This window comes from Lactiplantibacillus argentoratensis (assembly GCF_037290055.1).
Taxonomy (GTDB): Bacteria; Bacillota; Bacilli; order Lactobacillales; family Lactobacillaceae; genus Lactiplantibacillus; species Lactiplantibacillus plantarum.
Window position 1 is genome coordinate 2483462 of record NZ_CP147647.1, and the last position, 15670, is coordinate 2499131.

The 15670-nt window shown below is 45.9% G+C and carries 13 protein-coding genes; 1 reads left to right on the top strand and 12 read right to left on the bottom strand.

Annotated features, from left to right (window positions below):
• Positions 1–75 precede the first annotated feature (75 nt).
• From V7R88_RS11930 to V7R88_RS11960, 7 genes are all read right to left on the bottom strand, one after another.
• On the bottom strand, positions 76–378 hold the full coding sequence (locus V7R88_RS11930; protein ID WP_054397156.1) for a winged helix-turn-helix transcriptional regulator: 303 nt from the start codon (positions 376–378) through the stop codon (positions 76–78).
• 102 nt (positions 379–480) lie between these two features.
• Complete coding sequence (locus V7R88_RS11935) at positions 481–1368, bottom strand: ROK family protein (protein WP_054397158.1); 888 nt, start codon at positions 1366–1368, stop codon at positions 481–483.
• A 192-nt stretch (positions 1369–1560) separates the two neighbouring features.
• Complete coding sequence (locus V7R88_RS11940; protein WP_003642231.1) at positions 1561–3318, bottom strand: ABC transporter ATP-binding protein; 1758 nt, start codon at positions 3316–3318, stop codon at positions 1561–1563.
• A gap of 28 nt (positions 3319–3346) precedes the next feature.
• Positions 3347–3883, bottom strand: coding sequence for a MarR family winged helix-turn-helix transcriptional regulator (locus V7R88_RS11945; RefSeq protein WP_015825904.1), 537 nt, complete (start codon positions 3881–3883; stop codon positions 3347–3349).
• 249 nt (positions 3884–4132) lie between these two features.
• On the bottom strand, positions 4133–5074 hold the full coding sequence (locus V7R88_RS11950; protein WP_054397161.1) for a LacI family DNA-binding transcriptional regulator: 942 nt from the start codon (positions 5072–5074) through the stop codon (positions 4133–4135).
• Positions 5075–5079: 5 nt separating this feature from the next.
• Positions 5080–5889, bottom strand: a complete 810-nt coding sequence (locus V7R88_RS11955; RefSeq protein WP_054397163.1) for a Cof-type HAD-IIB family hydrolase — start codon at positions 5887–5889, stop codon at positions 5080–5082.
• 126 nt (positions 5890–6015) lie between these two features.
• Positions 6016–6669 (bottom strand): nitroreductase family protein, encoded by a 654-nt coding sequence (locus V7R88_RS11960; RefSeq protein WP_054397165.1) that lies wholly within the window; start codon positions 6667–6669, stop codon positions 6016–6018.
• Between the two features lie 351 nt (positions 6670–7020).
• Here V7R88_RS11960 and nagE point away from each other — a divergent pair, with 351 nt between their 5' ends.
• Positions 7021–9003, top strand: a complete 1983-nt coding sequence (nagE, locus tag V7R88_RS11965; protein WP_054397167.1) for an N-acetylglucosamine-specific PTS transporter subunit IIBC — start codon at positions 7021–7023, stop codon at positions 9001–9003.
• A gap of 545 nt (positions 9004–9548) precedes the next feature.
• Here nagE and V7R88_RS11970 read toward each other — a convergent pair.
• The 5 genes from V7R88_RS11970 to V7R88_RS11990 form a co-directional block, all read right to left on the bottom strand.
• Positions 9549–10322 carry an ABC transporter ATP-binding protein gene (locus V7R88_RS11970; RefSeq protein WP_015825906.1) on the bottom strand — a complete coding sequence of 258 codons (774 nt, stop codon included), beginning with the start codon at positions 10320–10322 and terminating at the stop codon, positions 9549–9551.
• Entirely contained in the window at positions 10219–11220 is a 1002-nt protein-coding gene (locus V7R88_RS11975; protein WP_057717692.1) for an ABC transporter permease, read from the bottom strand. Before V7R88_RS11975 ends, V7R88_RS11970 begins: the two co-directional genes overlap by 104 nt.
• A gap of 17 nt (positions 11221–11237) precedes the next feature.
• Positions 11238–12203, bottom strand: a complete 966-nt coding sequence (locus V7R88_RS11980) for an ABC transporter substrate-binding protein (protein WP_057717691.1) — start codon at positions 12201–12203, stop codon at positions 11238–11240.
• A gap of 441 nt (positions 12204–12644) precedes the next feature.
• A complete protein-coding gene (locus tag V7R88_RS11985) occupies positions 12645–14156 on the bottom strand; it encodes a cell surface protein (protein WP_057717697.1) in 1512 nt (503 codons plus the stop codon).
• Positions 14157–14612: 456 nt separating this feature from the next.
• On the bottom strand, positions 14613–15656 hold the full coding sequence (locus V7R88_RS11990; RefSeq protein WP_129531773.1) for a DUF916 and DUF3324 domain-containing protein: 1044 nt from the start codon (positions 15654–15656) through the stop codon (positions 14613–14615).
• Positions 15657–15670: the final 14 nt, after the last annotated feature.

A 15670-nucleotide genomic window follows, 5' to 3' on the forward strand; every position in this document is an offset into this window, starting at 1 on the left:
ACTAAAAACTGGTCATAATCCCATAATTGTGGATTACGACCAGCTTTTAGTCACGACAGTCAATACTTATTATATTCAGTGCATGGTCACGATCATTTGATCGCCCCACACTTCCAACTGATGCAGTTGCTTTTGAAAACTAACGCCCGCAGTCGTCAACTGAAATTGATAGTTCCCTGAAGTCGCAACTAATCCTAATTCGGTTAATTTAGCTAAAACATTCAGTAGTTTAAGCGTGCTAAGACCCCTAACTCGCTGGCGCAAATTCATAATCTCAGTTGGCGCCGCCTTCAGGTTGATCAGCACTAACGCAGCCCACCGGTCATTGAGGACGCCTAATCCGACTTTCGTGCCAATATTTAGATCACGCATTACCATCAGTCCATACTTCCTTACTTAGAATTTATAATCATTATAACTATTCTAAGTAAGTTTGCGTTGGAATGCGAATAACTTGCTTGCCATCGACTTTTCAGACTTTTATTTTTGAATGTCCGGATACGTCTGACAAAAGTCAACGACCGCTCCCCGTAAATTAGCTTCATCGGTGAAATGACAAGCCACAACATCTGGTTTTATAGAAGCAATTTTGACCGTTGCCCGCAATTTTTCGATTTCAGCATTGATTGCTGGGAGTAGGTGCGGATTATTTGAGACCGCCCCGCCCATCACGATCAATTCCGGGTCAAAGCTGTATTGTAAGTTGTAGATGGCCCGCGCTAAGGCCCGAACCATAACTTGAACTTCGGCTTGAGCATCAGTATCACCCTTGGCAGCCAGTTCAAACACGGCTTGCCCGTCTAGCTTAGGTTGAGCTGGATGGCTCGCGTTGTACCGCTTCGCAACAGCTACCGCAGTACCTACCTCACTTAAGATCTGATGGTCATTCATGAGCGTGAATCCAAACTCACCACCAAATAAGTGCGCACCGTGCCAAATTTGATGATTCACAATGACCGACCCACCAACACCGGTTCCCACAATTAAGAAGCACAGGCTAGCAACCTGTTTCCCAGCCCCATCCGCCAATTCAGCCAACGCCGCACAATTGGCGTCATTTTCCATACTGACCGGTAATTCAAAACGTCGTTGTAATTCCGGCTGAATCCGAAAATTATGAATATACGGCAGCGCGCTGGCACCCTCAATAATTCCAGTTGCCTTATTGACAGCCCCGGGCGAACTAATGCCTACACCAGCAATTTGATAATCGCGTTTCATCTGCGCGACTTGCGTGGTTAGCAAAGTGTAAAATTCAGCTAGCGTTGTGGGCGTCGTAACTTTAGTCTTAGCAACTAATTGCTGATCTTGCCACACAGCAAACTTAATGGTCGTTCCACCAATATCAATAACTCCTAATGACTGCATCGTTTTATCATTCCTTTATCAATTAAACTAGTTATCATAACAATGATAGCGCTTAATCAAGAAAATGTATATTCTTTTATAATAACAATCCATCCCGACATATTTCATCAAATTATGCTTTTCTGACCGATACTAGACAACAAAAACAGTTGATTGCCACGTGCCCACGTCATGGTAACCAACTATTTTTAGTTAATCTTTAAATTGAATTTTAACGTAATCCCGATAGAGTGGGACGTTCGCCATTAGCTCTTGATGCGTACCTGAACCACTCACATGCCCATCTTCAATGAAGTAAATCTGATCCGCATCCACGATTGTGCTCAGCCGATGGGCGATCACTAGGGTCGTCCGGCCCTTCATTAATTCGCCGAGGGCTTGTTGTACCATCGCCTCCGATTCAGAATCCAGACTAGCAGTGGCTTCATCGAGCATTAGAATCTTGGGGTCCCGTAGAAAAGCCCGTGCAATGGCTAACCGTTGCCGTTGACCACCACTGACTTTAACCCCACGTTCGCCAACTTGCGTCTCAAGGCCATCTGCCATGGCGCGTACAAAGTCAGCCGCGGAAGCTAATTCTAAGACGTGCCACAACTCATTGTCGGAGTATAACCGATCAGCACCGTACGTTAAGTTTTGACGAATCGTGCCGGCCATGATTGCCGAGTCCTGACTGACATACCCGATTTGTGACCGCCAACTATTGAGACTTAGTTCATTAACATCTTGCCCGCCAATACTAATTTCGCCAGCAGTTGGTTGATAATAACGTTCCAGAAGGCCAAAGATAGTCGACTTACCACCACCAGACGGTCCCGCAAACGCCACCACCGTATTTGGTTTAGCTTCAAAACTGACATCGTGCAAAATTTGTTGATCATCATCATAGGCAAAGTCAACATGGTGCATCGCCAAAGTTTCATTGGCGACTGCATGTTCAACGCCAACCGTCAATTGTTCTTCTGGTTCATTCAACAACTCCCGAATCCGGGCCGTCGAGCCACTGGCCTTTGCTAACGTGGTGAAGAACTGACCAAGCATCCCAGCTGGGCCAATGATTTGGAACAGATACATTAGAAATGAGACCAAAGTCCCCATCGTCATCGTTCCACTGGCAACCCGCGCAGACGCATACAATAGTACCCCAACGAATAACGCCATCATCGTTGCCGTCATCACTGGACTTGAGATGGAATCATAAATGGCTTCGCGTAGTCCAATTCGATACAACGTCTTAATCTGATGTGCACCAGTCGTTGTTTCCACTGGTTCAGCATTGGACGATTTCACTAAGCGAATCTCACTCAGCGTTTCTTCTGCCGTCCCGCTAAAATTAGCTAAAGCATCTTGGCGTTCATGACCAATCTTACCCGTCTGCCGCATGATTGGAAACATGACTAATAAAACAACTGGAATCGCCAAGACCATAATCAAGGTCATTCGCCAGTCCATTAAGACCATGATTGCGATGGCCCCAACCAATTGCATCAGTGACGTCACGACTTGCGGAAATGCGTTAGCGAGCAAGTCTTTGATCTGCGTCGAATCATTCACCAACCGCGACGTCATCTCACCCGTCTTAACGTTGTCAAAGTAGCGAACCGGGAGCCGGACTAATTTATGCCATAAAGTCCCCCGTAAATTAGCGACAACATTTTCACCAAAAATCCCCAATAAGGAACCTGATAACGCGCTAATGACTGCACTGATCAAGAATAAGCCAATCACACCAATTAGTAAGGTCTGATTAACGCCGTGACTAAACCCATTAATCAACGTTTGAGCAAATTTGGGCACCATCAACTGCGCACCAGTCGCCAATAAGCCTAATGCCAAGCCCAACCAGAGTTGCCAATAACGAGGGCTAGCGTGCCGAATCAATTGTAAGAATTGTTTTAAATCAAATTTACCACCCGCTGGACGCGAGTATGCTGCTTGTGGTCGTTCCATCCGCTCTTATGCCTCGTGTTTCTAAAATTTAATTAAACCAATGATGCCCATGACCCCAACCGGGACGTGGGCCAAAACCGTGTTGTTGACCAAATTGCATTAAATCTTGAATATCGATGTCATCCGCATTGGCCCGCAACTTATCTAATAAATGTTGTAACTGATCGCGCTCATCATCCGTCAGATTACCAAATAACTGATCCGCCAGATCACTCGTTCCTTGCGCGCGATGGTCCGCCATCTCACGACCACGGTCACTTAACCGCACGATCACCACCCGTTTGTCATGCGCACTTGGTTCGCGTTCAATCAAGCCCCCGTCTTCTAACCGATTCAACGTGGCACTAACTGAACTTGGTCGAATATCCAAGATCTCAGCAATCTCAGCATTGGTTAAACCAGCGGGTGCATCCGCCAATACCCGTAAAATGCCCATTTGACCACGCCCGCCACGCTCAGAACCATGGTCTCCAAAATGAAATTGTTGGGCAACCGCCATGACGAAGGCCCGATTTTGAAATAACTTCCCAAAACTACTAAATAAATCACGATTATTAACTGTCATGAATTTTTGTCCTCCTTGATTTGAATGATGCTTATGTTAGCACGATAGTTAGACAAACGCAACAAAAGCTAACTAATTATATAAACATTTTTTTACCTGTCCAATCGCGACTTCACCGCAACTATCATTAACGATATTGCTTTTACCTCAATTATCAAGACTACGATTTGCACGATAACTTAAAAGTCCGCTCTTTCTGACCAGCAGTTCTCAGAAAGAGCGGACTTATTACTATTCAATTTAGTGTAATTAATTATTAATGATGAGTTCGGCCGGCAAAGCAATACTTTGCGGATGTTCACTGATTGCTAATTCTAATGCCCGAGCTCCCACGACTTCAAAATGATGATCAATGGTTGGAATGCCCAACACTTCACCAGACAACTGATGCTCCTGCCCAATCAAAAGTGGAACAGGCCGTTGCGCAGCCAAATAAGCTCGACGCATCCCCACTGCAATGTCATCACCATTAGTCAGTACCGCGGTCACTGGTTCAGTAAGTTGGGCAAAATAGGTTCCAGCATGCTCGCCATCTTCCGCCGTAATGATTCCGGTATACAATAACTTCGGTGACAATGTCCGCTGATAAACTTGTTCATAGGCCCCAACCATCGCCTGTGTCGTGGCACTAACCTCCAGCGGTCGACTTGTTAATATCGCGATTCGCTGATGATGTCGCTGTTTTAAATACGTAAACGCCTCAACATACGTCGCTGTACGCTGGGCATAGGCAGCTGGTAAAGAATAGTCATGGGGATTTTCACACAATACGATTCGTCCGTAACGCTGATAAACTGCAAGTTTTTTTATTGGCAACCCGTGGGATGTAAAAATCAGTGCATCATAAGCATGCTGACGGAGTGCCTCCAAGTATTTCAACTCTAATTGCGAGTCCCATTTGGATGGTAGTAATACAATGTGATAATTCGCAGCAAAAGCAGCTCGCATAATTCCATGTAACAGTTGAGTAAAGTATGGATGATCAACATGCGGCAGCACAACTCCAATAGTTAACGTTGCCCCCCGACTCAGGTTACGAGCTACGGCGTTTGGAACATAATCTAATTTGTTGATTACCGCTTCAATATCTCCACGAGTTTTGGCAGAAACATAATTTTGATGATTCAGTACGCGCGAAACGGTGGAAACTGAATAACCAGACAAACGGGCAATATCATGAATGTTCGTCATCAATATTACCTCCCGATTAAATGCGACAAGGCGTAAGCCACGCCATCTTCATCATTACGTTTGGTCACACGATGCCCATATTGCTGAATAGTTGAATCAGCATTGCCCATTACAATTGGTAAACCAACCGCCCTCAGCATTGACAAATCGTTTTCACCATCACCAAAGGCAGCTATCTCATTAGTTGTTAAATGATATCGTTCTTTAATAAATGCAATTCCACGAGACTTTTGTGCCTGAGCACTAGTTACTTCTAAATACGTCTGTCCAGATAATTTAACACTAGCGTAACTACCGACCAATTGTTTAAGGGCCATTGCGAGTGTTGCCATAACATGTTTGTCTAAGGTCATAATCATAATTTTAAAAACAGCTGCAGGATATTGCCGAAAGTAATCTGTATAACTCGTAATCGGTGTTACTATTTGTCCCGTCAGCTGCTGTTCTGTACGAGTCCCAGCATCAACTTTTTCCGTCACCCAATCCGTTTGCGTGTAACAGCTCAGGCTAACTGTCGGCGACTCCGTCTTAACAAACTCGAGCACTTGTAATGCTAATTTCTGATCTAACGGGGCTGCTTGTAACGCCTTAACTTGATTCTGACAATATTCAAAAATCAAACCACCATTAAAGCCAATCTGGGGGCCTGTTAACCCTAGTGCCTGAATTGTATCACGCATTTCAATAGGTGCGCGAGCTGATACAAGCGTCATTGGTAAGCCACTTTCTCGTACTGCTTGAACAGTTTGTGGACTCACAATTCCTTGGGAATTCAATAGCGTCCCATCTAAATCTGAAAACAAATAATTAATCATGCCAATGTACTCCCGTCAATTATTTTATTAATCTTACCCTTAGTATACCTGCTCAAACGCGTTCGAGAACAAGCCCGATGACAAAAAAACTCGCGATATTTTCGCGAGTTAAAAAGGTTAGCTCAATTAAATGAAGTCGGTAACCTGCGTACCAGCGTAACGCGTTGTCGTGATCGGTTCGCTAGCCGCCTTGCCAAGTGCAATAGCCATCACTGGTACATAGCGCTTGGCATCCAAGCCAAAGGTCGTCGCGACTTTATCTGCCGCATAACCCGCAATTGGATTAGCATCATAGCCATGTGCGCGGGCAATCAATAGTAATTGCATTGCGGCCATACTACTATCAATCATCGCATCAGCTTGTAGAAATTCTGGACTCGCATTTTCATACATTGGTAAGAACGTCTTGAAGATTTGATCCCGCTTTTCCGGGGTAATGCGTCCTTCTTCACAAGCTTTATTCCACACGTCCCGATAGACCAAATGCGATTGCGTATCGCCCAGGACAAAAATCATGGCTGAACAAGAATCAATTTGTGGATAATTAAATGGCATTAAAACCGACTTCGCCTTTGCCTTACCGTCCGCACTATCGGCAACCACAAAATGCCAGGATTGCAAGTTGCATGCTGATGGTGCGCTGATTGTCTCATCAATAATCGTTTGCAATTCTTCACGGTCAATTTTGACAGTCGGATCAAACTGCCGTACTGATTGGCGGTTAAACACCACGTCTTTAAAATCATTATTTTTAATATTAGTCGTCATGGTTGTTGGCATCCTAAACAACTCCTTTTTTAAAAGTAACAAATTCATTAATCAATCTTATTATAACTGATTTTGTATTTGTTTTCACAATTATTTTGAAATCGCTATCATTAGCATCTATTATTCCGACCAATATTTATTTTTTATGCTCATTACCTGGGGTCATCGTTTATACCAGTATTACTTATGCTTGTCGGACTTGTAGTTCCGTATTTGTATTTATATTAGACCACTCCCAATTGTACTGTTATTCTTATTAAACCAATGGACTATACCAATAAAAAGCGGTTGTAATAGCGCTTTCAGCACCGTACAATAATGATTGCACTTATTCAAAACTATCTTTTTAGGGGGATTTTGTACATGAAGAATTATTTGCAACGTATGGGCCGTTCACTGCAATTACCCGTTGCCGTTCTACCCGCAGCAGCTTTACTTGTGGGAATTGGTAACTGGTGGGCATCTGCTAGTAACGACATCGTCGCGCACTTCTTACAAGCCGGTGGTAACGCTGTTCTGAGCCAATTACCACTACTATTTGCAGTTGGTTTGGCACTCGGTATGTCAAAAGATAAAGATGGCGCAGCCGCCCTTGCTGGTTTAGTTGCCTTTGAATTACCAACTAACGTTTTAAAACCAGAAGCGGTCGCCACACTCTTGAATATCAAGGTAACCACTGTTAATCCAGCGTTTGGTCAAATTGGCAACGTCTTCATTGGGATCATCTCTGGTCTGATTGCCGCAGCTCTTTACAATCGCTTCCACGAGACCAAACTACCGATGGCTCTTTCATTTTTCAGTGGTAAACGTCTAGTCCCAATCTTAGCCGCGCTGACCATGTTATTAGTCAGCGTCGCGCTTCTCATTGTATGGCCGCCCGTCTATGATGCGTTAGTTACCTTTGGCAAATTCATCGTGGGTCTCGGTGCCGTCGGGGCCGGCCTCTATGGCTTCTTCAACCGCCTATTGATTCCAACTGGGTTGCACCAAGCACTCAACTCCGTTTTCTGGTTTGACGTTGCTGGCATCAATGATATTGGTAAATTCTTAGCACACAAAGGGATCAAGGGTGTGACTGGGATGTACCAAGCTGGTTTCTTCCCAGTCATGATGTTTGGTTTACCAGCTGGGGCCTACGCGATTTACCGCAATGCGCTACCAGAACGTAAAGTTGAAACGGCGTCCCTGATGATGGCCGGTGCGTTTGCGTCCTTCTTTACCGGTGTGACCGAACCATTAGAGTTCTCATTTATGTTCGTAGCTTGGCCACTCTATGTTTTACACGCAATCTTCACTGGTTTATCGCTAGCCTTTGCTGCCTTCATGCACTGGACAGCCGGTTTTGCCTTCTCCGCCGGGTTAGTTGACTACATTTTAAGCCTTAAAAACCCGATTGCTAATCAACCTTTAATGTTGATCTTACAAGGATTGGTTCTAGCCGTCATTTACTACTTTGGCTTTGACTTCGCAATCAAGAAGTTCCATTTGATGACACCGGGCCGCGAACCAGTGACAGCCGATGACGCCGATGATTTAGCCATCGCCACTGATGCGGATGATGACAAATACACACGTCAAGCCAAGCAAATTTACGCTGCGCTCGGTGGTGCCGATAATTTAACGGTTGTCGATAACTGCACGACCCGTCTCCGATTGCAATTAGCCGATACGTCAACCATTAATGAAGCCGCAATCAAACACAGTGGTGCTGCTGGTATTAACAAATTAGACGACCATAATCTACAAATCATTATTGGGACCGAAGTCCAATTCGTCGCCGACGCGTTGAGCCGCTTAAAGCTCACGAACGCCCCCATTACTAAGACCACGACTAGCAATGAAGCTGTTGCGACAGCACCAACTGCGACTAATATCACTAGTGGTGTGACCACCGACTTTTACAGCGTCGCTAACGGTCAGTACGTAGATATTGAAAACGTCGACGACGACACATTTGCTAAGAAGATGCTGGGCGATGGCTTCGCAATTGATCCCGCAGACGGGACGATTACGGCGCCGGTCGACGGGACGGTCAGCACCGTCTTTCCTACCAAGCATGCAATCGGTTTTAAAACCGATTCAGGGTTAGAAATTCTGCTGCATATGGGTATTGATACCGTTGAGTTGAACGGTGCTCCCTTTGAAGTACTAGTCCAAACCGATCAACCCGTTCACCATGGCGAAGTAGTTGCCAAAGCTGACCTGGCAGCGATTAAGGCTGCTGGTAAGGCCACAACCATGATGGTTATCATCACTAACATGGATGCTGTCAATTTGATGAAATTCAAGATGTTGACCAACCAAGTCAAAGTCAGTGATGAGATTATGTTGGTCACGACGAAATAACTTGTTGCATGCGCCAATTATATGAACAGCCCCCTACGTATTTGATACGCAGGGGGCTGTTTTCGATAATCAAATCGCCGGACAATTCTTTAAATTTTCCTTAACGTAACTCATTCGCCATTTAACAACGTTTACCGGCAATTATGGATTATTCAATTAACTGATCTTTCCAGAATTATACGTCATATGAATATTATCGCCACGAAACTAATATGGTATGCTAAAACGATTGTCACCTAGCCTCGGAAGTCGGACGAACACGTGTTGATGAACTGCAATCTAAACTAACAGCACGCCTTAATCATGATTTGCACGAAGCGGTGACTAACCGAACCTACAATAATTATATTTTGGTATTGCTCAGCATGCGCTAAGCTAGAAAGGAAGACCAATGTATTTTGGCGATTTAATTTTCATTATATCTATCATCGGTGGTCTCATCGGTTTAGGACTGATCATTTATTTGATTGCGAAATTCGTTAAGTAAGATAATGACCTGCTAACTAATCATCGGCCGTTACAAGTCGTTTTTTGCAATGACAGCCTCACACCTCAGCTGCGAACATCGTCACCAAGTCATCCGTCCGCAATGCTTGCTTTTCGGCACCACGCACGTCCAACTTGATCTGACCATCCTGTACCATCACTAGTCGGTCGCCGTATGTCAACGCATCGCTCATTTTGTGCGTAATCATCATCGTTGTCAGATGATTGGCCGTCACGATTTGTTGGGTCAGCGCCATCACTTCCGCACTCGTCTTCGGGTCAAGCGCCGCCGTATGCTCATCCAGCAACAACAGCTCTGGTTGGCTCAAGGTGGCCATCAGTAAGGATAAGGCTTGCCGTTGCCCCCCGGATAAATACTTCACTTGCGTATTCAGTCGCGCTTCTAACCCCATATTAAGACTAGCCAGCAACCTTAAGTATCGTTCTTCCTGTCCACGTTGGCGATAACGGCGCAGACTCAAGCTCCCCGTATGACGTTGGGCTAACGTGAGATTCTGGGCCACACTTAGTTCGCCAGCGGTACCCAACTTAGGATCTTGGAACACCCGGGCCACCCACCGTGACCGATACGCAACGGGACGATTGGTCACACGATGATTGGCTAGTGTAATCTCTCCAGCATCCGTATTTAACGTTCCTGCAATCGTATTGAGCAAGGTCGACTTGCCGGCGCCGTTGTTCCCAATAACCGCCACAAATTCGCCAGGTTCAATCGTTAGATTCACGTCCTTTAAGACGTGCCGCTCGTTGCTGGTTCCGGGAAAGAAGACTTTTTGCAAGTGTTGGACGTTCAGAATAGTTGGTTGTGGCATGTTGATCGACTCCAATCTCTTTAAGGTACCGGCGTAACTGCCGTTTTGTCCGGTATTTATTTTGTAATAGTGGCAAGCAGATGACGATGACAAGAATCGCCGCTGATAAAATCTTTAAGTCATTGACGGGGAAACCTAAGCCCATTGCCAAAGTCAACAAATAACGATAGATAATGGCGCCCACGACCATTCCAGTCAAACGGACCCAGATTTGACGACCATGTAAGAAGATTTCACCAACCAGGACTGAAGCCAGCCCGATGACAATCGTCCCAATTCCCATCCCAATATCCGCGTAACCGTTACTCTGTGCAACCAGACCACCCGATAAAGCAATCAAACCGTTAGATAACATATAGCCAATAATGACCATCCGATCGGTATAGATTCCATTCGCAGCACTCATCGCAGGATTATTACCCGTTGCCATCAAAGATAGTCCCAAACGCGTCTGGAATAACCAAATCAACCCGGCCAGGACGACCAGCGTAACCACAGACCCAATCACGATGGTTTGTAAATTCAAAGACCAGCTCGCTGGTAACCATCCCATCAACGTTTTCTGGTCAAGCAAGGGAATATTCGCTTTGCCCATAATGTGCATGTTGATGGAATATAGTCCCGTCATCGTCAGAATTCCGGCCAATAATGACGGCATTTTAAGCTTAGTATCTAATACCCCCGTGACCCAACCAGCCAAACATCCGGCGACAAATCCTAATAAACTCGCCACGATAGCTGACTGTCCAGCCAATATGCTACTAATCGTCACGGCAGCCCCTAATGGAAAACTACCCTCGGTGGTCAAATCAGGGATGTTTAAAATTCTGAAAGTGAGGAACACCCCGATAACCAGTGGCGCCCATAATAAACCTTGTCCAATACTCGTGATTAACATATTACCTCGCTCCCCTCTTATGGTTGCTTGATTGTACTTGGTTGTAAGCCGATTGCCTTAGCATTCGCTTTATTGACGTAGAGGTGTAACTTGTCAGCTGTTTGAACCGCCATTGTTTGCGGCTTTTGCTTCTTGATTAAGACTCGGTAAGCCATTTTTCCAGTCTGTTCACCTAATTCGTAATAGTTAAGACCATACGTCGCAGTCCCGCCATCTTCAGCCATTTCAATCGAACCCGTTACCACTGGTAGCTTTGCAGCCTTGGTCTTCTGACCAATCGTCTTCATCGCACTCGCCATCAAATTATCGGTTGGTAAGTAAAAGCCAGATATTTTACCCGTCAAACCGGCCAAAACACTGGCAACGTCATTAGTACTCGTTGCGCTAACGACCTTTAAGTTGATACCGTGCTTTTTCGCGTAAGCCTTCGCCAACTTGACTTGTAGCACTGAATTTTCTTCTGACGAGTTATACATAATCCCCAACGGTTTATTACCTGTACTCATATTCTTCAATAACTGTAATTGTTTGCCGACGGGCATTAAATCGCTCGTGCCGCTCACATTAGTTTGGGGCTTCGTATCACTTTTCACCAACCCCGCCGCTTTCAAATCGGTTACGGCCGTAACCAAGGTCGGCACCGTCGTCGTTTTCTTGGCTAATGCCTGAGCAGCTGGCGTTGCGATGCCAACTAACAAATCATTTTTCTGTTGGACGAGTTGTTGGCTCATTGTATTCAAATTACTCTGATCACCCTGTGCATTTAGATAGTGATACTTGACCGTTATTTTACTGTTATGCGCTTTTAATTCTTTTTGTAATCCGGCTTTGAAGCCCTTGCGCGCTTGGTCTAGTGAACCATGTTGAACCACCTGTAAGATGCCCACCGACACGCTTTGCTGACCACTCGTTGCTTGTTTGCCACAACCAGCTAATAGTAACCCAGCACCTAAAATTAATACCCCTAAAGTTGTTTTTTTCATCTTGAAACGCTCCTTAAAAATTGTCTGGTTCGCCCAACGTTCATCAACGTCTTGATGAACCGGACTGAAAACAAAAAACACCAGTTAGATTCTGGGAAGAATCTAACTGGTGTTTTATCGGGCCCGATATTTTTCCAGATAGATTGTCCCTGCATCTACCTGGCGTTTAAGTCATGTTGAATAACTTTAGCTCTCGATAGATACAAACGCGTTGCGTGCGCTTGTATCCATCAAACGAATACAAACGCTATCTAAAGAAAAAGCTAAAGGCAAATTGATTATTTAATTGAAGGTTAGTTGCTAATGACATATTAGTCATCCTCCATTTCAATTTATAGCTAATAGTAAACCATGACGACACCTAACTTGTCAACTGCGAACCAGTAAAAAATTCAGGTGTAACTGGTCAAAGTCCCCGTCACGCAACTGATACACGCTAACTTATTTATCTGGCGTATCACTCAGAGTCCAACTCAAGGTACCTTGATAAGTATCAGCGTAAATACCTGGTTGCGCTGATAATCCGATTCCCTTCGTTGTCGACCAATCGTCAGTGACTACCGTATCGGTCGTCCCCGCGACTTTTTGTCCCTGTTGGACCAACGTCGCTTGATTCGTTAAGACGGTCTGTGCACTACCATCACGGTAAACCAAATCGCCCTTCAACGTCCGTCCACTGACCGTTGTCGATGTCAGCGGCGTGGCACTAACGTACAAATACCACTTAGCCCCGGTCGCCCGGGTATCAGTCACACTGATGGCTAGTGGATTAGTCGGTTGATAGACTTGTGGTGTCAACGGCACCTTTAAATCGCCGAAGCTCATATTGGTCGTTAATTGACCAAACGACAGCGTCCCTGCTAACTTAGTTACTTGTAGTGCAATTTTATCAGACGTTAAGCCGCTGGCGCTCGTCGCATAGATGTGGACCGTGGTACTCTGATTATCAGCGAGCCCCTTGAATAACGCGACCAGACCGCTCTCACTCGCATGATAAGTCATCGTATCATTAGCATTACTAGGATTCGTCGCAACCACGCCAGCCTGCTTAACTAACCAATTAACAGCATCGCTATCAGACGTTAACGCCGCTAGATCACTCACGGACAAATTCACCGCTGTGCTGCTACTTTTGATTGTCAGCGGTGGTATCGTCACGTCCTTAGTCACCGATTCGGATTCACCATAATCGGCTTCGCCCGTCTGCGTTACTGTGACTGAAGTGACCCCACTGAGGCCATCATTTAACTTAATTTCATATTTGCCATCACTACCGATTGTCGCCGTGTACGACTTACCATTAATTGTCGTGCTGACGGTATTACCGGCAATCCCAGTTCCTGTCAGAGTGGTATCCGTCGTTGTTGGCGTATTCAGCGTCGTATTAAGGCTAATCCGATTAAACACTGCCAAGCGGTACGTGGATGTTTCCCATTTTTTCGTAGTTAATCGAAAACCAATGTATACTGGCAGATTATCCTTCAGTTTACTCATATCGACCGTCAATGTCTTACTAGCATTCATATAGACTGTGCTGGAACCAGTCGCCATGTTTGTCGGCGTCTTGGTCACCAAAGAAGCCCCGGGTACTCCGCTTCCTTGTCCATAGAACACATCGTAATATAGCGTTTCAATCTCATCACCCTTAGTAACCAACGAGCCACTAAAGGTCAACGTCATTGTAGTCGTCTTGGTCGATATGCGCCCCTGATCCGCATAGTTGGCCGTCACTTTGGTTAAAGTTGGATATTTTGCAATCCCACTCGAGATATTGCCGCCAACTGCATCACCACTGTTACCAAAGTAAGTGTAGTACGTATTACTCGAATTAGCGATTGTCGTTGTCGCAGACGTCACGGGCGCCGCTGCCTGACTCGTAATCGTTAGCATGCTGATAAACGCTAAGCAGCTGAGTAACAGCATGCCTAGCTTAATATGCCGCGGTCGTTTCACGTGTTCGCCCCCCCCTTCACGCATTAACTTAAGCACCTGCCACCCTAATAAGAGTGTCATTAAGGTCATGAACCCGAGCCACTGATAATAGTGATTCGCTTGGGTCCCGGTTTGGGGCAAACGCCCCGTCGCTAGCACCCGTTGCCACTGACCGGTAAAGCTCTTGGGGGCGACTTTGACAGCCTTCGTTGCGTACACCACATCGCCCTGCGGAATTTGTTGCACCGTCGTAGGCGTTTGTTTGTCCGCTGAACGTGACGTATAGAACTGTATTTGTGTCGACGAAGTGCCCACCGTCTGAGCAGCTCCCCCGATGGATGGTCCTAGGCCGATTAATAAGCCCAGTAAGCCCCGTATCAACAGCCATCGCATCATTTGTCAGTCCCCCTTTTTTGCCCAGCTACTAATTGTTCATGACGCTTAGCAGTCCCAAACTAAACACCGAGCCGATTGCTGTTAGTCTTGGGATTGCCGCCGCTTCTTCAAGAAAAGCACTAGCCACAAGATTAGCAAGACTAGAATCAGCATACCGAGAGCGCCCAGGCCGATCAACCACCAGATACTAATGCCGTTATCATCAACCGTATCCTGGTTATACGTCTTAGCCGTGGCAGCACTAATCTTGAAATCGCGGTCAAAAGTCCACTTATGAGCGCTATTGTGCGCAACCAAGTGTAAATGATACGTCCCCGCTTGAAGCTTCTGTTTGTTGAGTAACAGTGGGTAATTAAACGTCGTATTAGGCGCCAACATCACGCCTTGTTTGGTCGCCTTGACAACGGTTTTGCCACTATCTTTGGCTGTGACCGTCGTCTTCATGGTAACCCGTGGTATCATCACTGCTGCAGTATTGCGTAACGTCACCACGATACTCCGGTGATAATTAACCATTCCAGCAGCGACATCGCTTAGTTTCAAGACGGGCGTGGGCGCAGTCCCTAAGCTGTACTTGATGCCCACCACATAAGAATATTCACTGCTAATATTCGTCGCACCCTTCACTTCACCAGTGACCTTTTGATCGACGCGTTTAAAATACCAACCACCTAACAGGGCACCGTTAAAATCCTTAGTCGGCATGGTCGTTTGGGCACTGACCAGCTTAGAACCGTTGGCTGGAACCGTCACCGTCGTTGGCCCCTTGATTTTAGTCAATTGGTCGACCCGATACTGCAGTGAGGCATCATACTTTTTCGCCGGGGTCACGTATTCAATGGCGCCACCACTGTTGGTATATGCCGTATGAATCCCCATCGCAACGCGGATATCCCGGTTAGTCGTATTGTAGATTCGCGTCTGCAACGTTTGGGTCTGCCCCGCCGTCATTTTGAGGTCAAAAAACGTTGCCTGTTTATCAATTTGGTTTTTCGGCGTTTGGGCCGCGACACTAAAACCAATATTATTACTGGTGTCCGTATTGGCTGCCTGTGCTGGAACCACCGCGGCCAAGCCGCTGATCATCACTAAGATGGCCCCTAACCACCGCATCATTTTCTTCATTATTGCGTCCCCCC

Excerpts from the sequence above, each read along its gene's own strand:
- V7R88_RS11930 (WP_054397156.1), bottom strand. The coding sequence starts at position 378 with ATGGTAATGCGTGATCTAAATATTGGCACGAAAGTCGGATTAGGCGTC.
- V7R88_RS11935 (WP_054397158.1), bottom strand. The coding sequence starts at position 1,368 with ATGCAGTCATTAGGAGTTATTGATATTGGTGGAACGACCATTAAGTTT.
- V7R88_RS11940 (WP_003642231.1), bottom strand. The coding sequence starts at position 3,318 with ATGGAACGACCACAAGCAGCATACTCGCGTCCAGCGGGTGGTAAATTT.
- V7R88_RS11945 (WP_015825904.1), bottom strand. The coding sequence starts at position 3,883 with ATGACAGTTAATAATCGTGATTTATTTAGTAGTTTTGGGAAGTTATTT.
- V7R88_RS11950 (WP_054397161.1), bottom strand. The coding sequence starts at position 5,074 with ATGACGAACATTCATGATATTGCCCGTTTGTCTGGTTATTCAGTTTCC.
- V7R88_RS11955 (WP_054397163.1), bottom strand. The coding sequence starts at position 5,889 with ATGATTAATTATTTGTTTTCAGATTTAGATGGGACGCTATTGAATTCC.
- V7R88_RS11960 (WP_054397165.1), bottom strand. The coding sequence starts at position 6,669 with ATGCCAACAACCATGACGACTAATATTAAAAATAATGATTTTAAAGAC.
- nagE (WP_054397167.1), top strand. The coding sequence starts at position 7,021 with ATGAAGAATTATTTGCAACGTATGGGCCGTTCACTGCAATTACCCGTT.
- V7R88_RS11970 (WP_015825906.1), bottom strand. The coding sequence starts at position 10,322 with ATGCCACAACCAACTATTCTGAACGTCCAACACTTGCAAAAAGTCTTC.
- V7R88_RS11975 (WP_057717692.1), bottom strand. The coding sequence starts at position 11,220 with ATGTTAATCACGAGTATTGGACAAGGTTTATTATGGGCGCCACTGGTT.
- V7R88_RS11980 (WP_057717691.1), bottom strand. The coding sequence starts at position 12,203 with ATGAAAAAAACAACTTTAGGGGTATTAATTTTAGGTGCTGGGTTACTA.
- V7R88_RS11990 (WP_129531773.1), bottom strand. The coding sequence starts at position 15,656 with ATGAAGAAAATGATGCGGTGGTTAGGGGCCATCTTAGTGATGATCAGC.